16 protein-coding genes are annotated in these 21,173 nt (G+C 58.3%); 2 read left to right on the top strand and 14 right to left on the bottom strand.

The features are described from left to right. Nucleotide 1: 1 nt before the first annotated feature. From alaS to ileS, 12 genes are all read right to left on the bottom strand, one after another. Complete coding sequence (gene alaS / locus OIL88_06290; protein ID HJI71973.1) at nucleotides 2-2,659, bottom strand: alanine--tRNA ligase; 2,658 nt, start codon at nucleotides 2,657-2,659, stop codon at nucleotides 2-4. 440 nt (nucleotides 2,660-3,099) lie between these two features. Next, the gene (locus OIL88_06285) at nucleotides 3,100-4,512 is read right to left on the bottom strand and encodes an AI-2E family transporter (GenBank protein ID HJI71972.1); all 1,413 of its coding nucleotides are present in this window, start codon (nucleotides 4,510-4,512) and stop codon (nucleotides 3,100-3,102) included. Then, complete coding sequence (locus tag OIL88_06280; protein HJI71971.1) at nucleotides 4,509-5,300, bottom strand: RNA polymerase sigma factor SigF; 792 nt, start codon at nucleotides 5,298-5,300, stop codon at nucleotides 4,509-4,511. Before OIL88_06280 ends, OIL88_06285 begins: the two co-directional genes overlap by 4 nt. Nucleotide 5,301: 1 nt before the next feature. Next, a complete protein-coding gene (locus OIL88_06275; protein HJI71970.1) occupies nucleotides 5,302-5,679 on the bottom strand; it encodes an ATP-binding protein in 378 nt (125 codons plus the stop codon). Continuing rightward, nucleotides 5,672-6,262 (bottom strand): hypothetical protein, encoded by a 591-nt coding sequence (locus OIL88_06270; GenBank protein ID HJI71969.1) that lies wholly within the window; start codon nucleotides 6,260-6,262, stop codon nucleotides 5,672-5,674. The genes OIL88_06275 and OIL88_06270 overlap by 8 nt, the downstream gene beginning before the upstream one ends. A gap of 100 nt (nucleotides 6,263-6,362) precedes the next feature. Then, nucleotides 6,363-7,712 carry a replication-associated recombination protein A gene (locus OIL88_06265; protein HJI71968.1) on the bottom strand — a complete coding sequence of 450 codons (1,350 nt, stop codon included), beginning with the start codon at nucleotides 7,710-7,712 and terminating at the stop codon, nucleotides 6,363-6,365. A 60-nt stretch (nucleotides 7,713-7,772) separates the two neighbouring features. After that, nucleotides 7,773-9,020 (bottom strand): HD domain-containing protein, encoded by a 1,248-nt coding sequence (locus OIL88_06260; protein HJI71967.1) that lies wholly within the window; start codon nucleotides 9,018-9,020, stop codon nucleotides 7,773-7,775. Between the two features lie 31 nt (nucleotides 9,021-9,051). After that, entirely contained in the window at nucleotides 9,052-9,474 is a 423-nt protein-coding gene (locus OIL88_06255) for a prepilin peptidase (GenBank protein ID HJI71966.1), read from the bottom strand. Nucleotides 9,475-9,555: 81 nt separating this feature from the next. Next, on the bottom strand, nucleotides 9,556-10,851 hold the full coding sequence (locus OIL88_06250; protein HJI71965.1) for a glycosyltransferase family 2 protein: 1,296 nt from the start codon (nucleotides 10,849-10,851) through the stop codon (nucleotides 9,556-9,558). Between the two features lie 82 nt (nucleotides 10,852-10,933). Further along, nucleotides 10,934-11,947, bottom strand: coding sequence for an RluA family pseudouridine synthase (locus OIL88_06245; protein HJI71964.1), 1,014 nt, complete (start codon nucleotides 11,945-11,947; stop codon nucleotides 10,934-10,936). Continuing rightward, nucleotides 11,947-12,474: a signal peptidase II gene (lspA, locus tag OIL88_06240; protein HJI71963.1), complete on the bottom strand. Its 528-nt coding sequence runs from the start codon at nucleotides 12,472-12,474 to the stop codon at nucleotides 11,947-11,949. Before lspA ends, OIL88_06245 begins: the two co-directional genes overlap by 1 nt. Nucleotides 12,475-12,918: 444 nt before the next feature. After that, nucleotides 12,919-15,720, bottom strand: a complete 2,802-nt coding sequence (gene ileS, locus OIL88_06235; GenBank protein ID HJI71962.1) for an isoleucine--tRNA ligase — start codon at nucleotides 15,718-15,720, stop codon at nucleotides 12,919-12,921. A 487-nt stretch (nucleotides 15,721-16,207) separates the two neighbouring features. Here ileS and OIL88_06230 point away from each other — a divergent pair, with 487 nt between their 5' ends. Together OIL88_06230 and OIL88_06225 are read left to right on the top strand one after the other, a co-directional pair. Continuing rightward, complete coding sequence (locus tag OIL88_06230; protein ID HJI71961.1) at nucleotides 16,208-17,290, top strand: iron-containing alcohol dehydrogenase family protein; 1,083 nt, start codon at nucleotides 16,208-16,210, stop codon at nucleotides 17,288-17,290. 513 nt (nucleotides 17,291-17,803) lie between these two features. Further along, nucleotides 17,804-18,406 (top strand): peptidase E, encoded by a 603-nt coding sequence (locus OIL88_06225; protein HJI71960.1) that lies wholly within the window; start codon nucleotides 17,804-17,806, stop codon nucleotides 18,404-18,406. A 198-nt stretch (nucleotides 18,407-18,604) separates the two neighbouring features. On the opposite strand, the gene OIL88_06220 is transcribed toward OIL88_06225, so the two are convergent. After that, nucleotides 18,605-19,096, bottom strand: coding sequence for a DUF523 domain-containing protein (locus OIL88_06220; GenBank protein HJI71959.1), 492 nt, complete (start codon nucleotides 19,094-19,096; stop codon nucleotides 18,605-18,607). Between the two features lie 81 nt (nucleotides 19,097-19,177). Further along, nucleotides 19,178-21,070: an ATP-dependent zinc metalloprotease FtsH gene (gene ftsH / locus OIL88_06215; GenBank protein HJI71958.1), complete on the bottom strand. Its 1,893-nt coding sequence runs from the start codon at nucleotides 21,068-21,070 to the stop codon at nucleotides 19,178-19,180. Nucleotides 21,071-21,173: the final 103 nt, after the last annotated feature.

The following is a 21,173-nucleotide window of genomic DNA, read 5'->3' as shown; positions in this document are numbered from 1 at the left end:
CTTAGGCGCCGAGCGCGGTCTTGGCGGCCGCGAGGGCATCGGCGATGCCGGCAGCATTCTTGCCACCGGCCTGGGCCATGTTGGGACGGCCACCACCGCGACCGTCGACCAGACCCGCGATCTGCTTGATCACATTACCGGCGTGGAACCCGGCCTTCACGGCGTCATCGGAGCCGGCAGCGAGCAGGGCCGGAGTGCCCTTCTCAGTCACGCTGGCGACGACACAAGCGACAGGGCCGGCGACCTTCTGGTGCACGGTATCCCATACGTTGCGCAGGTCGGCAGCCTCAAGGCCCTGGAGCTCAGCAACAACGAGCTTGTAGCCATTCAGCTCGACAGCACCCTCGATGGCGCTGGAGATCGCATCGGAGGAGCCACCAGTGAGCGCCTTCTTGAGCTTGTTGGACGTCTCGCGCAGCTCGGCCTGCAGGTTCTCCACGCGGGCGGGAACCTCGTCGACGCGGCACTTGAGCGCAGCGGCGGCGGCGTCAACGAGCGCCAGGCGGTCGGCCATGTAGTCGAGGGCACCCTTAGAGGTCACGGCCTCGATACGGCGGACATTGGAGCCCGTGGAGGACTCGGAAATGATCTTGAACAGGCCAATCTCGGCGGTATTGGCGGCATGAGTGCCACCACAGAGCTCGCGGGAGAACGGCTGGTCCTCGGCGCCCACGGAGACGACGCGGACAACATCGCCGTACTTCTCTCCAAACAGAGCGACAGCGCCGGTAGCCTTAGCCTCGTCGATGCCCATGACACGGGTCACAACCGGCTTGGAAGCGAAGATCTGCTGGTTGACCAGGTCCTCGACAGCCTTGAGCTGCTCGGAGGACAGGGCCTCGAAGTGCGTGAAGTCAAAGCGCAGGTGCTCGGGCGTCACCAGCGAACCGGCCTGGGAGACATGCTCGCCCAGGACCTGCTTAAGGGCGGCGTCGAGCAGGTGGGTGGCGGTGTGGTTGCGGCGCAGGAAACCACGGCGCTCGGCGTCGAGCGCGGCGGTCACGGTAGCACCGACGGTCAGCGTGCCCTCGGCAACGTGGGCGACGTGAGCATACAGGCCGTTGTGGTTCTTGGTATCGGAAACGGTCAGCGAAACGCCCTCGGCGGAAAGCTCGCCGGCGTCACCCTGCTGGCCGCCCATCTCGGCGTAGAACGGGGTGCGGTCGAGCACGACCTCGACGTTCTCGCCGGCGGCAGCGGACTCGACGGACTCGCCGTTGCGAACGATGGCGACAACCTTGGCACCCTCGATCGCATCGTTGTCATAGCCGTCGAATTCGGTCGCGGCGACCTTGTCGGAAAGCTCGACCCACACGTCGTTGAAGCTGCCCCAGGCATCGCCCTTGACGTTGGCACGAGCGCGGGCCTTCTGGTCCTCCATGCAGGCGGTAAAGCCGTCCATGTCGACATCGTGGCCAGCGGTGCCCGCGATCTCGACGGTCAGGTCGATGGGGAAACCAAAGGTGTCGTGCAGCTTAAAGGCAACATCGCCCGGAAGCACAGCACCCTCGGCAAGCGCTGCCAGGGCCTCATCCAGGTAGACGCGGCCGTTGTCGAGCGTCGTGGAGAAGCGCTCCTCCTCGGAGGCGACAATACCCTTAACGAGCGCGACGTTCTTGAGCAGCTCGGGATAGGCCTCGCCCATCTGAGCGTTAACCTCGTCGATGAACTTGGTCAGGAAGGCGCCCTCGATGCCCAGCAGGCGGCCGTGGAACACGGCGCGGCGGAGCAGGCGGCGCAGGACGTACTCGCGGCCCTCGTTACCGGGCAGGATGCCGTCCGAGATCATAAAGTCGACGGCACGGGAGTGGTCGGCGATGATGCGCAGGGAGCGGCTGGCGCCGGAGTAATCGTCGGCGTCATAGGTCTTGCCGCTGATCTCCTCACCGAGCTTGATGAGGTGCTGCATCAGATCGCCGTCGTAGTTAGCGGTCTTGTGCTGCATGATGGCGGCCATGCGCTCAAGGCCCATGCCCGTATCGAGGTTACGGTGCGGCAGCTCCGGCATGGAGCCGTCCTCCTGGCGGTCGTACTGGGTAAAGACGAGGTTCCAGAACTCCAGGAAGCGGTCGCAGTCGCAGCCAGGCTTGCAGTCGGGGCTGCCGCAGCCGACCTCCTCGCCCATGTCAAAGTAAATCTCGGAGCACGGGCCGCAGGGGCCAGTGGGGCCAGCGGCCCAGAAGTTGTCGTCCTCGCCCAGGCGGGAGATGTGGTCCTCAGCAACACCCAAAGAACGCCACACGTCGTGGGTCTCGTCGTCCTCGGTAAAGACGGTGAAGTACAGGCGGTCGAGCGGCAGCTTGAACTCCTTGGTGATGAGCTCAAAGGCCCAGGCGCAAGCCTGCTGCTTGGAGACGCCGCCAAAGGAGAAGTCGCCGAGCATCTCAAAGAAGGACAGGTGACGGCCGTCCTCGCCGATGCAATCGATGTCGTTGGTGCGGACGCACTTCTGGCAGGAGATAGCGCCGATCTCCTTCATGGTCTTCTTGCCCTGGTAGTACTCCTTAAACTGGTTCATGCCGGCGTTGGCAAGCAGCAGCGAAGGATCGTCAGGGACGAGGGACGAAGAAGGATAGAGCTTAAGACCGCGCTCCTCAAAGAAGTTGAGGAACTTGGAGCGAATCTCGGCCGTAGTCATTGACGGGTAGTCAGCACTCATAGAGGGAATCTCCTCGGTTTCACATCGAAACAGTTCAAACGTAACGATATTACCATCCCGCCGCGCCTGTGCAAAAAAGAGGGTCGCCAAACAGCGACCCTCCAGCGAAAGTGCACGTTATTTAGTACTGCGCGATCCTTTGAAAAAGGACTGCTGTATAATTGCATATAAGATTCACCCGGAAGGAGCGATCGATGAAAAGCAAACGATTTGTCCTGAATGCACTTCTGGTTGTAGCACTTTTAGCGCTCTTAGCCTTCTCATGCTGGTACGCAAACCAACCATCATTTGGATACGTATTGTATACAGTAATGTCCGGCGATAAGGCTTATTACACTCTACGCGCAATTGACGTTCTCTTTTTCTATGTAGCCGGCCCCTTATCAATCGCTTTGGTCGCGTTTCTTGTCATTTACAACTTCAAGAAACGTTAATAGAACCTATTTAGAATCCGAATCGTCCATGGAGCCGTCGATGCCGGTTTTGGTTTCGTCGTTCATATTGAAATCGTCGTCTTTGGCGAAGGGATTCTTGAAGAAGCCCGTGGCATCGGGCTGAAGGCCCGAGAGCTTCATCCAGGGATTATCGAGCTCGGGTTTGGGCATGGCCTGGGCCTCGGGCGCGGTCTCGTTGCCGATGAGCTCGGACTCGTAGATGAAGGTGTCGTCGCCGAGCGCGTCGTAGGCGGCGACCGGGTTGCCATCGGCATCGCGGTACGGTGTGCCCTTAAACACGGCGCCGTCATAGGCCACAAGCTGGCGGCCGGTCTCATTCTCGAAGTAGTACACGAAGATACCCTTGAGGGCCGCACATAGCGGGATGGCAATAATCATGCCGGTGGGGCCCATGAGTGCCGAGCCAATAACGAGCGCCGTGAGGCTCATGATGGGATGCACCTGCACCGAGCTCTGCATAACCTTAGGCGAAATCACGTTATCGGTGACGTTTTGCGCGACCATCGTCACGATGAGCGTCCATAACGCCAACATGGGACTGAACATGAAGCCGAGTACCGTGGCGATTGCTGCGCTCACCCAGGGACCGACGACCGGAACCAAATGCATGATGCCGGTAAAGATAGCCATGAGCGCCGCATACGGATGACCGATGATCAAAAAACCGATAAAGGCGAGGAAACCACCGCAGATGGACGTCACGACCATACCGCGCATGTAGCCGCCGACAGAGCGAGAAAGGATGGCGACCATAAAGCGGTACGAGGTCTCCTTCTCCTGACCGATGATGGTGCAAATCTCGTGATGCATGCGAGGGTAGTCGCAGGCCATCCAGTAGGCAAGCACCAGACCAAGGAAGATCACGAACAACTGCGAGGCCGTATTGGTGATGAGCGGGAACACACCGCGACCAAGCTCGGCAGCAATCTGAGACACATACTTCGATGCCACGGTAACCAGGGACGAAAGATTATCGTCCAAATACTCCTTGAGCGGCGTGTTGTTGAGCGTCTTGGCATGCGAGATCATCTCATTGAGATCGCCACCCGCAACACGAAGCTGCTCGGGCAGGCGGCTCAGGACTTCCATGATCTGACCAAAGAGAATCGGCGACAAGATGCAAACGACACCGACGAGCACGGCAACAACAACAATAAGCGCGATAAGCGAACCGATGCCGCGATTCACGCCATGGTGCTCGAGCCAGTTGGTGATCGGGGACGTCACAAAAGCAATGATGGAGCCGACGGCGAGAAACTCAATAACCGGTGCCAGGATGCCCATAAGGTTAAAGATGACAGCAGCAATAACAATGCAGCCGACAACAGCCCAAATGCGCAGCGTCAGAATGCGGGTGTCGCGCAGCACGCGATCGGTTTGTTGGGGGTGCTCACTCATGAACGAATCATCACTCCGTCGGGGTCGATCTTGTCCTGAATCTTCTTAAGCGTGCGTCGCAGCAGACGCGAAACCTGTACCTGAGAAATACCCAGCTTCTTGGCGATCTCGATCTGGGTCATGCCCTTCACAAAGCGCAGCTCAATCACCTCGCGCTCGCGCGGCGAGAAATCACGGATGGCTTCCTCGATCACTAGGCGGTCATCGGTAAAGTCGAGCTCGTTGTCGTCGTCGGCGTAACGGTCGAGAATCGAGGGGGCATCGTCCGAATCGGACGCACCAGGAGCCTCGATGGGCACCGAGGTATAGGCCGAAGACGATTCCATGGCCTCCAGCACCTCATCGACCGTCACGTCCAAGTACTCAGCGATTTCCTCAACCTTAGGCGAGCGCTGTAGCTCGTTGGTGAGCTTATCGGTAGCCTGGTTGACCTTGGCCGAGAGCTCCTGCAAGCGACGGGGCACGCGCACGCTCCAGCCCTTGTCGCGGAAGTGACGCTTAATCTCGCCCAAGATGGTAGGCGTGGCAAACGTGGTGAACTCGAGTCCGCGCTCAGGGTCAAAGCGGTCAATAGCCTTGAGCAGGCCCAAATAACCAACCTGCATCAGGTCATCGAGCGGCTCGCCGCGGTTCTTAAACTTGTTGGCAAGAAACCTTACCAGGTTCATGTGGGACATGACGAGCTGCTCGCGTGCGTCCGGGTCACCGGTCTCTTTATAGCGACGAAACAGCTCGCGGGTTTTCTCCTTGTCCCAAGCGGTCTTACCGCTCCGGGAACGTTCGGTCATATTAGATATCCGCCTTGAGGTCGAGGGAAAGCGTCAGGGGCGCCGCAGTCTTTTCGTAGGAGTCGCACACGCTCGCCAAAATGAGCTCGGCATACACAGCGGCCTGGTCATCCTCGTCGACGGTGGCCTGGTCGCCAAAGGTAAAGGTCATGCCAACGTGAGATTCGTCGACATCGAATTTGATTGAGATGTCATCGGAATCAACAGCCGTGCAGCCGAAAATAAATGCTTCCTCGGCAGCCATACGAATGTCCTCGATGCGATCGACGGACATGGAGCAGAGCGCACCGACATTTGCCGCCGTCATGCGCACAAGGCGCGCCAGACGCGGGTCGCCGGCAACGGTCAGCGTAATGGGGCAAGTTGCTTCGCTACTCATCGCAGGACTCCTCAGAGGTCTCGGCGGGCGTGTAGGTGTAATACTGGGCTGCTTTAGCAGCAGGCTTCTGTGCATCATTGTCACCAGCAGCGACATCGTCCCCGGCTTCGCCAATCAGGACACGCTCGGTCGGCTGCTCGGCTTCTTCGGCAGCGGAAAGCTTGCACTCAGCGTCGGCCGCGGGAGCCTTCACCTTGTTAAAGAGTTTCTGCACGGCACCTGCCGCAGAATCAGTCACGCTCGACACAGCATTGCTGGCCTCGGCCATGCTACCGGTGACCTCAGAAATGTCGCGAACGACCGCCTCAACCTCAACGAGGTTAGACGTCAGAGCATCAACGGCAGTCTTGCTCGACTTGAGGAGCGGCTCAACCTGTGCCAGCGCGGGGGTGAGCTCATCGACAGCGCCATCGAGCTTTGCCACCACAGGCTGAGCCTCGGCGATGGTGTTGTTGAGGTCGTTAACGGTCTTATCGAGCGAGTCGACAACGGTGCGGGTCTTGCGCAGGGTAAGCGCGAGCTCAACGATGGCCCACACGCCGGCAACAGCGAGCAGCAGCAGGGCGATTTGAATGGGACTCATACAAGCCTCCCAAAGGAATCGATATACAGACGGTTTCCATGGTACCCCAAAGGGGACCGAACATGCCATGAGCAGCAACGTGGGACAAAATAATCAGCAGCTACTTCGGTGCATTCCCGCTGCGGTCGCGTTCACTTTGCTCTACGCGCCATTCTTCCCAACCGCGGCCGGCAGGCTGCCAAAATGCACCGCGTTCCAAGCCTTCGGGCAAATAGCGCTGATCGACCCAGCCTTCGGGATAATCGTGCGGATACTTATACACACCGTATTCATCGCTGCCCGGGCGATGGCGATCGCGCAGGTAGCTGGGCACCTCGCGAAGACCACTGCTGTGGATATCGGCTAGCGCCGCATCGATCGAGGCCTCGCACGCATTGGACTTGGGCGCCAAGCACACATAGAGCGCAGCTTGTGCAAGGTTAATGCGACATTCAGGATAGCCAATAACTTCAGCAGATTTAAAGGCAGCATGCGCCACCAAAAGCGCCTGCGGGTCGGCGTTGCCAACATCCTCAGAAGCGTGAATCATAATGCGGCGAGCGATAAACTTAGGATCCTCCCCAGCATCGATCATGCGCGCGAGCCAATAGATCGTGGCATCGGGGTCGCTACCGCGCATAGACTTAATAAACGCACTGATGATGTCGTAGTGCATGTCGCCGTTTTTGTCATACGTAAAGCCGCGACGCGGGTTGGCGATCTTCACGTCATCCACGGTGATGGGATAGCGCTCCCCCGCCGCAGGCGCTGGCGTTCCCTCGGTATCGGGACGCGTGACGGCAATCTCGCTCGCAAGCTCAAGCGTCGTGAGCGCCGAGCGAGCGTCACCCGCTGCCAGCGTGCAAATGGTCTTGACCGTATCCTCATCGGCCGAGAACTTACCGTTCAAACCCTGCGGTGCCTCAAGCGCACGTTCAATAAGCGTGGCGATATCCTCATCCTTCAGATGCTCAAGCTCCACGACGCGACCACGTGAGAGCAGTGCCGAGTTGACCTCGAAGTACGGGTTCTCTGTCGTAGCGCCAATCATAATGACGGTACGGTTCTCAACTGCATGCAGCAAGGCATCCTGCTGCGACTTAGAGAAGCGGTGAATCTCATCGATGAATAGAATGGTGCGGCGGTCGTACGTATTCAGGCGCGTCTTGGCCTCATCAATCACACGACGCAGGTCCTTCACGGTACCCGTGACGGCGCTGACCTCAACAAACTCGCTCTTGGTATGGTTGGCGATAATGTGGGCCAGCGTCGTCTTGCCCGTACCGGCAGGCCCGTACAGAATCACGCTCGAAAGCACGTCGTGCTCGATCGCGGCACGCAGCCATGAACCCTTACCGACGGCCTTTTGCTGGCCCACGTACTCGTCGAGCGAATTGGGGCGCATGCGCACCGCAAGCGGCGCATTCTGAAAGGAACGCTCGCGCGTCGAAGCAGAAAAAAGGTCGTCCATAGCCATCCCGTGTATCAATCAAAAACGTTTTCCACTAACAGTATACCGAATTAATACGAACTACCGTTCGTTAATATAGGTACGATGCGGAAACTTTAGACCCGGGAACAGCTTGCTCGTCAGTTCGCAGAAATAACCGTCCGTCATGCTCGCGATATAATCCACCACGGCTTGATCCTTGTCGTCCTGCCAGGCATAGGCGCGATCGTAGTAGGAAAGCTGCTGCTCGATGCGAGAAATGTGGTGTTTAAAGATATACGAGGACTCGTCACCTTCGTTTATATCCTGCAGGCAACGGTCGTAAAGCTTTTCGAAGGCTTCGCGCAGCTCCGCCTCGGAGTCGCCTTCGATACCGCCCTTGCTATAGATCTTCTCGTAGTTCTCGCGCTTGGCCCGGCGGATCTCCTCAAACAGGTCCTCGCTCATCTCGATGCGCGGCTTACCATAGCTATGCTCCACGATATCGATGGAAGCGTGCGTGAGGATCCAACTGTTGTAGGCACCGCCAAGGTCATCGTCAAAGGCGTCGGGTGACAGCAGGCCCGCTGCAATGGCGTCTTGGCGATCGCGCCCCACGTAGGCAAGGATATCCGAGATGCGGACCACGCAGCCTTCGAGCGTCATGGGACGCAGGTGCTCAATTGCGCCGTAACCCGCGGCAATGCAATCCTCAACCGTCTGGTCAAACTGGTCAAAGGAGCTCATGTCCGAGAGCTCAAACACACGTTGCTCGTACTCGCCGTTATGGCATAGCACGCCGTCGAGCGTCTGGAGCGACACGTTGCGGCCGTACAGTGCGTCGAGCACGCGGACCGACTGCACGTTATGGAAAAAATAACGCCCCGTACGCTCATGATAGATATCGTTGAGGAAGCGCTCGCCGGCATGGCCGAAAGGCGTGTGTCCCAAGTCGTGACCCAGGCCAATCGCCTCGATCAGATCGCAATTGAGCCCCAGGGCGCGACCGATATCGCGCGCAATGCGGGAGACGAGCTGCACGTGCAAACCGCGGCGTGACAGATCGTCATTGCTACGGAAGCTAAAGACCTGCGTTTTGCCTGCATAACGGGCGTACGCCGGAAGATGAAGTATCTTTTCGGTATCGCGCATAAACGCCGGACGCATAAGCGTGCCTTTGTCGGCGGCGCGATCAATACGACGAATGACCTGATCGTCGTTGCAACGATACGGGTTGACATAGCCCGAAGCACGATCGGCGGCAATGCGCTCGACAAGCTCGGGCGACAACGCCGAGGGAATACGGTCCATGCGCGCCTTAATGACGGCCGTTTCTTGATTAGTTGCCATGGCATGCTCCTTAAGAAGGATGCGCAATCGGTTACAAAGTGCAGCCCACGACCTCGATTATGGCAAAAATCGGCACCAAAAACGGGAGCAATGGCAGGGAGCGTGATTTTGTGAAGAGGCAGGAGAGGGCCAGGGCCAGGAGTGCGACGGCAAATGCCACGATGCCACCCATAGGGTCGAGCGTGCAAAGCGCGAAGAGCGCCTTGGCATCCCCCATGCCGATGCCCGGGATTTGGCGAAGACGACGCCAGAGGGACTCAGTCAGCACGAGAGCAAGATACACAATGACGGCAAGACCCGCGTGGTCAAGCGCAGTGTTCAAACCGAGGTCGAGCCAAACACCCGCCAACGCCGCCACGGCACATGCGCCGGCAAGCCCATTGGGAAACCGTCGCTCTCGGGCATCAATTGCCACGCCGGCAAAGATGCAAATCCAAAACGGGATATAGACCATCGGACGCCTCCTCGAGCTGCATCGCAAAAGCAAAAACCACCACAAAGGTGCCTGTCCCCTTTGCAGTGGTTTTGGTGGTGGTTATTTGGCACCTTGCATGACCTCGTCGAGGGTGACGTTTACGGCATGCTGGGTAGGAACCCAGTCGACCTTCAGGAACAGCGCGGCCACCGTGATAGGGATATAGCTGAACATAAAGATCGGGAAGGTAAACAGGTTAGTCACCAGACGCCACTTTTGCGCGCAGTGAATATGCTTGTACTCAAAGATAGTCGTGAGCAGCGCCAGGATAAAGAAGGTCTGGTACATCATGGCGAAGGTCATAATGAGCGACGCGGCACAGGCCTGCATCTCGACTTCGGTAGCCAAAAAGCCGTGCGAGAGTCCACCCACGATCAGGAACGTCGCATTGGCGAGCATCGAGATGAGCGACAGCAGCATACCCGGGGCGATCGTCATGAACATGTCGTAGGCGGCAAAGCGATGGTAGCGGAAGGCCGACTTGATCAGGTGCTTACCGTAAGTAAAGAACACCTGGTAGAAGCCCTTGGTCCAACGCATGCGCTGTTTCCAGGACGCCTTAAACGTCACGGGTTGTTCGTCAAAGAACTCCGCCGGCGCATAGCCAATGCGAATACCGTGAATAGCGCAGAACGTAGTGAACTGAATGTCCTCGGTCAGCGTGTGGAACTGCCAACCGTGCATGCCCTCGATAACGCTTGACGAGATAAGGTAACCCGAACCCGAAACAGCGCAGGACGTCTTGCAGATATTACGCGCGTTGTTGAGGAAGCGCGCCTCGCGTAGATACCACGTGGCATTAGCAGCCGAGATCCACGAGCTGCCGAAGTTCTTGGAATTGCGATAGCTCGTGACCACATGGAAGCCCTGGTCAAAGGCATCATTCATCTTGGAAACGTAATCGCGGGAGATAACGTTATCGGCATCGAAGATAAAGTAGCCCTCAAACGTGTCGGGATACTCGTTGAGAATGCGGTCGAAGCCAAAGTCCATGACCCAGCTTTTGCCCTTGCGGGCCAGGTCATTGCGCTCGTAAACAATGGCACCGGCCTCGCGCGCGAGCTGCGCCGTGTTGTCGGTGCAGGCATCGGCGACCACGAAAACCTCGATGAGCTCGGACGGATAATCCTGGTCCTTGATGGAGCGAACGAGGTTGGCGATCACGGCCTCCTCATTATGCGCCGCGATAAAAAAGGCATAGCGATGGAGTTTTTTGGCCTTGGGAGGCGCGACCTCGCCACGAAGAGCGCCAATGACAAAGAAGACCACCTGGTACAGAAAGCAGACCGTGAGCAGCGTGACGACAATCTGGTTGAAGATCACGATGGGTGTGTTGGTTTGTAAAAAGGCGAGCATGCAGGCTCCCAGCAACGCGTAACGTAAACAATCGTATATCTTACCGCAGGCTTACCGAGTTCAAGAAACCACCTAATACTGGCTAGGCTTCGAGAAGACCGAGCTGCGGAACGATTTCATCTCCAACGGCAGTGCGACCGAGTGAACGCGGGGCCAGATCGTCGAGAACCGCAGCGAGATCCCACGGCAACTCGTCGCGGCACTCAATGCGCTCCCCCGTCACGGGATGGTCGAACGCCACGCGCCAGGAATGAAGGAACTGCCTGGTCAGGCCCTGGTCGGCGCGCGCATCGCACTTGCCGTAGAGTGGATCGCCCACGCAGGCGTGGTTGATATGACGCATATGCACGCGAATCTGGTGCGTGCGACCGGTAAACAGATGGCACTCAACGAGCGTATAACCATCGTCAAAGCGCGTGGAATCAAAGCGCTCGAGGACTTTAAAGGTCGTAATGGCCTGACGGGCAAAGGGATCGTCCGAAACCGCCATCTTGACACGGTCACGCGTAGAGCGGGCAATGCCGGTGTTAATGGTGCCCTCATCCATAGCGATGTGACCGTGAACGAGCGTGATATAGCGACGGTCGAGCGTGCGCGTGCGGATAAGATTTTGAAGCGCGCGCTGGGTGTCGTCGTCTTTTGCCGCGAGCATAAGGCCCGAGGTATCGCGATCCAGGCGATGCACGATGCCGGGGCGGTCCTCACCCTGCACGGTACCAAGATGGTCGATACCGCAGTGGTAGACCAGAGCGTTCGCAAGGGTGCCGCTCTCGTGGCCGTGGGCGGGATGGCACACCAGGCCGCGCTGTTTGGAGAGCACGATGAGGTAGTCGTCCTCGTAGCGGATATCGAGGGGAATGGCCTCGGGAATTACGTCGGTCGGATCATGTGGCTCGGGCAAGTCGACCGAGATGCGGTCACCGGAGCGCACGGCATACTTTTTGGACAGGCAAGTCTCGCCGTTGACGGCAACGGCACCGCCCTCGATCAGATGCGCACAGGCAGAGCGCGTGGGGCAGCCGTCGTTGGCACCAAGAAAGGCGTCGAGACGCTGACTAGAGCAATCGTCGGCAACAAGAATATGGATGTCGGCCATTAACGCTCATTCCTTTCGCGAATCTTACGGGCACGCTCCCCACGCTGCTTGGCTTTGCGCTTGGCGCGTGCCTCATCACGGGCATTGAGCTCGGCAGTCGCATCAACTTCGCGGGCCGCAGGGCTCAAGAACATGTAGCCGATGAGGGCGAGCACGACGCCCGCGGTAATGCCGATATCGGCCACGTTAAAGACAGGGAAGTCGATGAAAGTGGTGGCAATAAAATCGGTCACAAAGCCAAAGGCCAAACGATCGATAGCGTTGCCGATAGCACCGCCCGCAACCATCGCCATGCCCACAACCTCAAGATGGGCGAGCTGGGGTGCACGAACGAGGTACACGGCAATAGCGATAATGACCGCCAACGCCAGCACGGCAAACGCGATGCCATGCCCCTCGCCCATGCTAAAGGCAGCACCGATATTGCGGACAAACATAAAGTCGATGACACCGGGGATGACAGTCACATGCAAAGCTTCGCCCACGGCACGAACCGCAAGCTTGGTCAGCTGGTCAACAAGCAACACAGCCAGCGCCACCCCACCAGCAACACCCAACCGCCAACGCAAAGGCGGCGTCATATCCCCAGCACGGCCCAAATCAATCCCCTACCCTCAAGAACATCGAATTACATTTAACGCAAGTAATCATCTTATAGTGACAAACGCCAAACCCGCAGCATATTCACCAACGCTAGCGAAATAACCAGCACAAAACAAAAGCGACATTCCGAATAACGGAATGTCGCTTGATAGCTTTCGACAAAGAGCGAAAGCGAAAGAAAGCCTTTAGCTCCAGCAATGGAAACGCCACGCTATCGTCACCAACAGCGAAAACGTCCCTAAGCGAGCAAGGTGACGTGAAAGAGGAGGGAAGCGTACTTTGGTACACGACCGACGATTGAACGTCAGATTGCCGCTTAGGGGCGTTTGCAGCGTCGGTAGGTTACGGCGTTCTACGAACGCCGTAACCTACAAAGCACCGGCGCAGCGCTTGCAAATATGCGCGTGGCCGTTGTACTCGCCGACGGTGGTGCGGTAGTTCCAGCAACGATCGCAGCACTCGCCCTCGGCAGCCTCGATGGCAACGGAAAGCTCCTCGCCCTGGGTCAGCTCAACATCGGAGACGATGTAGAACTCGGCCAGGTCGACGGCCTTGTCGCCGGTCAGCAGCGCGTACATCTCGACAGGAACGACCGCCTTGACGCGAACCTGCTGGCTCTTGGTGAAGGTGCCGGCAGAACGGGCATCCTCAAGGGCCTTGGTCACGGCGCTACGGAGCTCGAGCGAAGCCTCGAGCACGCCCTCAAACTCATTGGCCTCGTCGACCGTGATGGGCGACTTGTACCAATCGAGCAGCGCGGCGTACTTCTGGTGATCGACGCAGCCGGCGGGTGCATAGGCCATGGCCTCGTCGACCGTGTAGGACAGGATCGGCTGCAGGTCGCGCATGAGCATCGAGAAGAGCTCGGCCAGCACGGTCTGGGCGCTGCGGCGCTCGAGCGAGCCGGGCTTGTCGCAGTACAGACGGTCCTTCAGGGCGTCGAGGTACACGTTGGAGAGCTCGGTAACCACGAAGTCGTAGAGCGCACGGTAGGCGCGCGGGAACTCGTAGCTGGCGTAGGCATCGTCGACCTCGGCCTGGACCTGGGTCAGACGGGCAACCATGAGCTTGTCGAGCGGCAGCAGGTCGGCAAAGGCGACGCCGTCGGTCTCGGGCTCAAACTGACCCTCGAGCTCGGAGAGCAGGAAGCGCAGCGTGTTGCGGAAACGACGGTAGGCATCGGACGTACGAGCAAGGATCTCGTGGTCGATGGACACGTCGGAGCTGGTGTCGACCGAGGCGACCCACAGACGGATGATGTCGGCGCCCATCTCGTCGCAGACCTTATTGGGGTCGATGACGTTGCCGAGCGACTTGGACATCTTGCGACCCTGGCCGTCGAGCGTGAAGCCCTGCGAGACGACCGCCTTGTACGGAGCATGGCCATTGGCGCCCACCGAAGTGAGCAGCGAGCTCTGGAACCAACCGCGGTGCTGGTCGGAGCCCTCGAGATACACATCCGCCGGATACTCCAGCTCGGGACGGTACTCGCAGACGGCCTTCCAGGACACGCCGGAGTCCCACCACACGTCGAGGATGTCCTTATCGGCCTTGAGGTGATGGCCGCCGCACTTGGGGCAAACGCAGGCCTCGCCCAGGTAGCTCTCGGGAGCGTCGGTGAACCAGGCGTCGGAGCCCTTCTCGTGGAAGAGCTTGATGACGGCGTCGAGCGTGGCGTCGTTCATAACCTTCTCGCCGCAGTCGGCGCAAGTGTAGCTCGGGATAGGCACGCCCCAGTTGCGCTGACGGCTGATGCACCAGTCGGGACGCTGCTCGACCATGGCACCGATGCGGTTAGCCGCGTGGGCCGGATACCACTTGACGTTCTCGCGGACCTCTTTGCCAGCCTGCTCGCGCAAACCGGTCTTGTCCATCGAGACAAACCACTGGTCGGTAGCACGGAAGAGCACCGGATGTTTGCAGCGCCAGCAGTGCGGATAGCTGTGCGTGATCTTCTTCTCGAGGACCAGGGTGCCGCGCTCGCGCAGGAACTCGATGATGTGCGGGTTGGCCTCATCGGTATCCATACCGCTGAAGGGGCCACCGGTGCCAAACTCCTCACCGGTGTAGAACTTGCCGTCGTCATCGACCGGCATGCAGATGTCAGTGATGCCCTCCTTGAGGCAGGCAAAGTAGTCGTCGACGCCGTGGCCGGGCGAGTTGTGGACGATACCGGTACCGTCATCGACACCGACGTAATCGGCCAGCAGCGCCACGCCCTCAACGCCGTCAAAGATCGGCTGCTTGTAGTGGATGTGGTGGAAGGTCTCGGCGGGAACCACGTAGGGCTTGCCGTCGACCATGACCGGGGTGTACTCCCAGCCAAACTCCTCGCAGCACTTGGGAGCCAGGTCCTCGAGCATGACCTCGGCGCGGCCATCGTGCTCGACGGCGACATAGGCGGCGCCGGGCTTGAGGGAAACAGCCTGGTCGGAGGGGATGGTCCACGGCGTAGTCGTCCAGATGATAAAGTCGACCGGGCCGTCGAAGTTCTCGAGGCCGGCGGGCTTGGAGGTCATCTCAAAGCGCACGAAAATGGACGGGCTCGTCTCATCGGAGTACTCAATCTCGGCCTCGGCGAGTGCGGTGTGGCAGTGCTTGCACCAGTGGACGGGCTTGTGACCGCGATAGATCATGCCCTTGTCGAACATGGCCTTGAAGACCTCGATGTCGGCGGCGTCATGCTGGTGATAGAGCGTCAGATAGGGGTTGTCCCAGTCGCCGAGCACGCCCAGACGACGGAAGCCGGCCTTCTGCAGCTCGATGTTCTCGACAGCGAACTCGTTGCAGAGCTCACGAATCTTGGCCGTGGGGGTCTGGTTGAACTTCTCGGTGCCGAGCTTCTCCTCGACCTTATGCTCAATCGGCTGACCGTGGCAGTCCCAACCGGGGACATAGGGAACCTCATAGCCCTGCATCATCCAGTAGCGGTTGATCATGTCCTTAGAGATCTTATTCATGGCGTGGCCGATGTGGATCGGGCCGTTGGCGTACGGAGGGCCATCGTGCAGCACGAACTTCTTGTGACCCTCGTTCTTCTTCAGAACCTGCTCGTAGACCTTGTTGTCCTGCCAGTCCTTGAGTCGCTTGGGCTCAGACTTGGAAAGACCGGCACGCATGGGAAAACCGGTCTTGGGCAGATTCATCGTCTGCTTGTACTCGTTTGCCACGGTACCCCTTTCATGTCGTGGGCGCGCACGCCCGTTGGGCACCAAAAAGGCGCCCGTCCCTGCAAGCTGGGACGAAGCGCCACAAAAACGGGCTGTACGCCCGCAAAAGCTCTTCGCTTAACCACCCAGCTTAGATGCCCTCGCCCGCGTATTCGCGCGCTCGCATCCGTTACTCGGCTGGCCTGTATCGACGACCATCTCGGCGATATCTACTAAGACGTGCCTGTGCAGCATATCCGTTGGGACCGCAGCTCCGGGGTGATTTTCATCGGTCGCATGCGCGGGTTCTCAGCGATCCCCGCTCTCTGTAGCATGCGGACGGCCGACTACTCGTCCCCATCAACGCTTATGCGGAGTATGCTAGCACGTTCAGCGCCGGCGAAAAACCCTCAACACTGGTTTTATACGTTCGAAATTTCTCGCGGCTGTGGACCTTCTCTTGGAGCAAAATACCTGAAAGCACTTTATCGAACGAAAGAAGGTTGCTATGCGCACGATTGGAATGAGCGACTACACCGTTGGCGAGGATTGCTTTGACGAGCTGCCCGGCGCGCTGGCCGAGTACGGCGCGAAGAAGGTCGCGATCATCGGTGGCAAGCGAGCCCTGGCTGCGGCGCTGCCGGGCATCGAGGCGGCGCTTGAAGGTACCGACGTCGAGATTCTAGAGACGCGCGTCTACGGCACCAACAGTACGCGTGCCAATATCGCCAAGGTCGTGAACTCCCCTGCCTGCCAGGAAGCTGACGTGCTTATCGCATGCGGCGGCGGCAAGGCGCTCGACACCGTGAAGACCGCAGCTATCGAGCTCAAGAAGATCGTCTTTACGGTCCCGACGATCTGTTCCAACTGCTCCGCCGCGACCGCCATTGCCGTCGTGTACAACGACGACGGCTCACTCGAGGGCTATTCGTACCCCAACCGACCGGCGCACATCTTCATCAACCCCAAGATCATCGCCGAGGCACCGGCAGAGTATTTCTGGGCCGGCGTAGGCGATGCCCTGTCTAAGCAGCCCGAGGTCGAGTACGCCACGAGCGCCGGTAATTTGGAGCACACGGCAGGCCTTGGTCTGGCACTCGCCCACACCTGCTCCGAGCCGCTGTTTACCTACGGCGTGCAGGGTCTTGAGGACGTGCGCCAGGACCTGTCAAGCGAGGCCGTCAAGCAGATCGCGCTCGATATCGTGGTCAACACGGGCTACGTCTCCAACCTGACCAACCAAAACGATTACTACTACAACTCGAGCGTGGCGCACGCGTTCTACAACGCCACCTGCAGCATTCCGCGCGAGGGCTCCTACCTACACGGCGAGGTCGTGAGCCTGGGCGTGCTGGTGCTGTTTGCCTATACGGGCGATACCGAGAACCTTGAGCGCTACGCCGCCTTTAACAAGCAGATGGGGCTGCCCGTGACGCTGGAGCAGGTCGGGCTTTCCGGGGCCGACATCCCGGCCCTGTGCGAGTACGCGCACGCCACCAACGAGTGGAAGCAGGGAAACCCCGAGCCCTTCACGGACGAAAAATTCGCCGCCGCCATCAAGGCCGCCGACGCTTACGGCCACACCCTCTAGGTCTAGCCCAAAACCACCACAAAGGGGACAGGCACCTTTGTGGTGGTTTTTTATTGCTCCAGCATTCTGTTCGTACTCGAACCCGATTCTTTACGAGAAAGGGTTCGGGTACGTTTTTTGTTTATCGGTAATTCTGCGGAAGGACTACTCGGAACGGTAAACAGGAACGAACAGAGGCAGGGTATCATCGTGGTGATGGTATCCTGCCTTTTGTTTTGCGGAACCAAGGTCGCTTTATGCGAACTTAATCGCCACTTATATGGCGCATTGATGGCAATTGCTGCGTACGTGCGTACCGGGAGCCTGTACACCTCTGGCAAGGCGTAACACACTAGACTTTGTTCCAAAGTCCGTGTGCTAAGGGGGCAGGGCCCTTAGAATTCCTGTGGAGCGTGTACGCACATACGCAGGAAAACAGCAAATTACGCTATATCAGGGCGTTCTTTCATTGGAACGTATGGTATACACGGCTTAGTTCAACAAATTAGAATTTATATATAAAGGAGAATATTGATGAAACTGTTTTTATGTTCGCACTTTTCAAGTGTAGGAAGTCTGATAAAGGAAGAAATTGAAGATAAAAAAGTCGCATTTATTCCAACAGCTTCGCTGCGTGAAGGCTACACCGGTTATGTCGGCTCGGCTCGAAAATTATTCAAAAAGTTGGGAGCAATCGTAACTGAAATTGATATTTCAACGGAGGCTTATTCAACGATACAGTCTCTTTTTGAAGATGCGGATGTGATCTATTTTACCGGCGGAAATTCTTTTTTCCTTATAGACCAGCTCCGTAAAACGGGAACGGATGAGCTGCTGAAGAAAGAATTGGCAAAGGGAAAACTGATGATTGGTGAATCGGCAGGTGCGATTGTATGCGCTCCAAGCATCCAATATATCGAGCAAATGGATGAAAAGCCGGAGGACTACTCACAAGAAGATGATGCAGGGCTTAATTTGATTGATTTCTATGTTCTTCCGCATTTTCTTACAGCACCATTTAAGAAAGTTACCGAGAAAATAATAACTGAGTTTTCGGATTTGAATCTATGCCCAATTAACAATCGTCAGGGAATTGTAATTGATGGTGAAGGTTCAAAGGTTATTGGCAAAGACTAATTTAAACTTCCAGTTTGCTGCACTCGCTCCTGGCAGGGTTTGGGGCAGGAGGGGCGCAAGAGACGGGAGGGCCTTGTACGCGTTCCTGCGCGAGGGCCGCGGGGAGGGACTGCCTGGGTACGGCGCCTGTCAACTCGGTCTACGTCTTTGATGACCGGGTCGTACTCAATATCGACTTCACAGATGATGCCAAAACGGTCACCCGTGAGGAAGTGTTCGGTTCGAGTGCTGTGGACAATGTTCCAACATGCTGGGATCGAACTCGCTAGCCGGAATCACGCGGTACCCGTGACGCAGCAGCAGATCGACAAAAATACCGTTGCCCGCGGTGAGCGTACCGCTAAAGGTGCCATCGTAGACGCGACCCGCACCGCACGAGGGGCTACGATCCTGCAAGACGCACGCAGCGATCTCGGACGGGCCGCCCGCCTGCTCGCACATTTCAAGCGCACGTTGGGCACCCAGGCGAAACTCGCGATCGACCGAGATGCCCTCGCAGGTACGGACCTCGCCGCTCACAATCTCAGACGGCTTTCGCTGCGTGGGCAGGCCGCCAAAGACCTCGGGGCACACCAACAAGACCTCAGTCCCCGTGCGTTCGCAGGCCTCGACCAACGCGCGGTGGTAGTTGTCGAGCCCGTTATACTTGCAGCTCTCGCCCATCAAGCAGGCGCTCACCACGATCTTCATTTCCATCCCTCTCAAGCAAAACGCCCCATTTGAGAAAGCTGCTCAAATGGGGCGTCGGCGTTTACTGGCTCGACCGCGGCTTTACTGTTGCTTGGGCATCAGCGGATTCTCGCGCATGAGGAGGTTCATGAACTCCTCGCCCGTGATGGTCTCCTTCTTGTACAGATAACGGGCAAGCTCATGGAGCTTGAACTTGTTCTCCTTCAGGATCTGCAGGGCGCGATCGTGCGCGTCCTCGATCAGCTTGGCGACAATTGCGTCTACGCGCTCGGCCGTACCGGGAGCGCAGGTAAGCGACGTGTCCTGGTTGAGATACGCATTCTGAACGGTACCGAGCGCCATCATGCCAAACTCGTCGGACATACCAAAGCGCGTCACCATGTTACGGGCGAGCTTGGTGGCCTGCTCGATATCGTTGGCGGCACCGGTCGTCATCTCGCCAAAGATGAGCTCCTCGGCTGCACGGCCGCCGCAGTAGACGGCGAGCTTGTCCAGGACCTCCTGGCGCGTGGTCAGGAAGCGCTCGTCCTCCTCGACCTGCATGGTGTAGCCAAGAGCACCGCTCGTGCGCGGCACGATGGTGATCTTCGTAACCGGAGCGGAGCCCTTCTGGCGGGCGGCAACGATGGCGTGGCCGATCTCATGATAGGAAACGACCTGCTTCTCGTGGTCAGAAAGCACCGTGGACTTACGCTGCTGGCCGGCGATGACGACCTCCACCGACTCCTCAAAGTCGTCCTGCGTGGCACGCTTGCGACCCTCGCGGACAGCGCGCAGAGCGCCCTCGTTGATGATATTGGCCAGGTCGGCACCCGAGGCACCGGGAGTGGCGCGGGCAATAGCGGTCAGGTCAATCGGCGGCTGTGTCTTCACGCTCTTGGCATGCAGTTCGAGAATGTTCTTACGGCCGGTCAGGTCGGGCAGCTCGACGGGAATACGGCGGTCAAAACGACCGGGGCGCAGCAGGGCCGGGTCGAGGCTGTCGGGGCGGTTGGTTGCGGCGAGGACGACGATACCCTTATGGTTGTCGAAACCGTCCATCTCGGTCAGCAACTGATTGAGCGTCTGCTCGCGCTCGTCGTTGCCGCTAAAGCCGCCGCCATCGCGCTTCTTACCGATGGTATCGATCTCATCGATAAAGACGATACACGGGGCCTTTTCCTTGGCCTGCTTAAACAGGTCACGAACCTTTGCAGCGCCGCGACCGACGAACATCTCAACGAACTCAGAGCCCGAAATGCTAAAGAACGGAACACCGGCCTCGCCGGCAACAGCCTTGGCAAGCAGGGTTTTACCGGTACCCGGAGGGCCGACAAGGAGAGCACCGCGCGGCAGCTTTGCGCCGATTTCCTCGTAGCGCTGCGGCTTCTCCAGAAAGTCGACGACCTCCTTGAGGGACTCCTTTGCCTCTTCCTGGCCGGCGACATCCTTAAAGGTCACGCCCACGTCCTTGGAGGCGATCACACGCGCGCCGGACTTACCCAGTCCGCCGCCGCCAAAACCGCCGCCGCCAAAGTTCATCGACGGGCCGTCATCACCCATGGCCTTCTTCATGCGGCGGTTGAGCCACCAGCCGATCAGGAAGAAAATCGCCATGGGAAGGATGAGCGTAAGCAGGTAGTAGGTCATCAAACCCGAGTTTTTATCGGGAACGACCGACTCCAGCGAAGCGCCAGACTCAAGCACGCGATCGGTAAAGCCCGCATCGTTCGGCACACCGGTCGTCTTATAGGCGATGTTCTCGTCCTCGCCCTTCTTGGTGTAATAAATCGAGTAATCGTCCGTGTTGTACTCGACCTTGTCGACACTCTTCTTATCGAGCGCTTTGACAAACGTCGAGTAATCGGTCTTCGTAATCTGCTGCGTGTGACCGATGTTAGGGAACAGAACGGTCGAGAGCACGAGGTAGACGACGAAGGCGATGAGCACGTAGAGAATCATATTCCGTCTACGTTTGTTGTCATCCATCTCCATCTGCTTGAACTCCATCTACTGGGGTTGATAATGCTAACTAGAATACCCAACCCGGCCGGCGATAAACCGACGCCGGGCACGAAAGGACATAGATGGCATCACT

The organism is Coriobacteriaceae bacterium (genome assembly GCA_025992855.1).
Lineage (GTDB): Bacteria > Actinomycetota > Coriobacteriia > Coriobacteriales > Coriobacteriaceae > Collinsella.
The sequence above is the reverse complement of the archived record's forward strand: the minus strand, read 5'-3'. Positions and strand labels throughout refer to the sequence as shown.

What these genes read in the sequence shown, in the direction of transcription:
- alaS (HJI71973.1), bottom strand. Translation starts at nt 2,659, where the DNA reads ATGAGTGCTGACTACCCGTCAATGACTACGGCCGAGATTCGCTCCAAG.
- OIL88_06285 (HJI71972.1), bottom strand. Translation starts at nt 4,512, where the DNA reads ATGAGTGAGCACCCCCAACAAACCGATCGCGTGCTGCGCGACACCCGC.
- OIL88_06280 (HJI71971.1), bottom strand. Translation starts at nt 5,300, where the DNA reads ATGACCGAACGTTCCCGGAGCGGTAAGACCGCTTGGGACAAGGAGAAA.
- OIL88_06275 (HJI71970.1), bottom strand. Translation starts at nt 5,679, where the DNA reads ATGAGTAGCGAAGCAACTTGCCCCATTACGCTGACCGTTGCCGGCGAC.
- OIL88_06270 (HJI71969.1), bottom strand. Translation starts at nt 6,262, where the DNA reads ATGAGTCCCATTCAAATCGCCCTGCTGCTGCTCGCTGTTGCCGGCGTG.
- OIL88_06265 (HJI71968.1), bottom strand. Translation starts at nt 7,712, where the DNA reads ATGGACGACCTTTTTTCTGCTTCGACGCGCGAGCGTTCCTTTCAGAAT.
- OIL88_06260 (HJI71967.1), bottom strand. Translation starts at nt 9,020, where the DNA reads ATGGCAACTAATCAAGAAACGGCCGTCATTAAGGCGCGCATGGACCGT.
- OIL88_06255 (HJI71966.1), bottom strand. Translation starts at nt 9,474, where the DNA reads ATGGTCTATATCCCGTTTTGGATTTGCATCTTTGCCGGCGTGGCAATT.
- OIL88_06250 (HJI71965.1), bottom strand. Translation starts at nt 10,851, where the DNA reads ATGCTCGCCTTTTTACAAACCAACACACCCATCGTGATCTTCAACCAG.
- OIL88_06245 (HJI71964.1), bottom strand. Translation starts at nt 11,947, where the DNA reads ATGGCCGACATCCATATTCTTGTTGCCGACGATTGCTCTAGTCAGCGT.
- OIL88_06230 (HJI71961.1), top strand. Translation starts at nt 16,208, where the DNA reads ATGCGCACGATTGGAATGAGCGACTACACCGTTGGCGAGGATTGCTTT.
- OIL88_06225 (HJI71960.1), top strand. Translation starts at nt 17,804, where the DNA reads ATGAAACTGTTTTTATGTTCGCACTTTTCAAGTGTAGGAAGTCTGATA.
- OIL88_06220 (HJI71959.1), bottom strand. Translation starts at nt 19,096, where the DNA reads ATGAAGATCGTGGTGAGCGCCTGCTTGATGGGCGAGAGCTGCAAGTAT.
- ftsH (HJI71958.1), bottom strand. Translation starts at nt 21,070, where the DNA reads ATGGAGATGGATGACAACAAACGTAGACGGAATATGATTCTCTACGTG.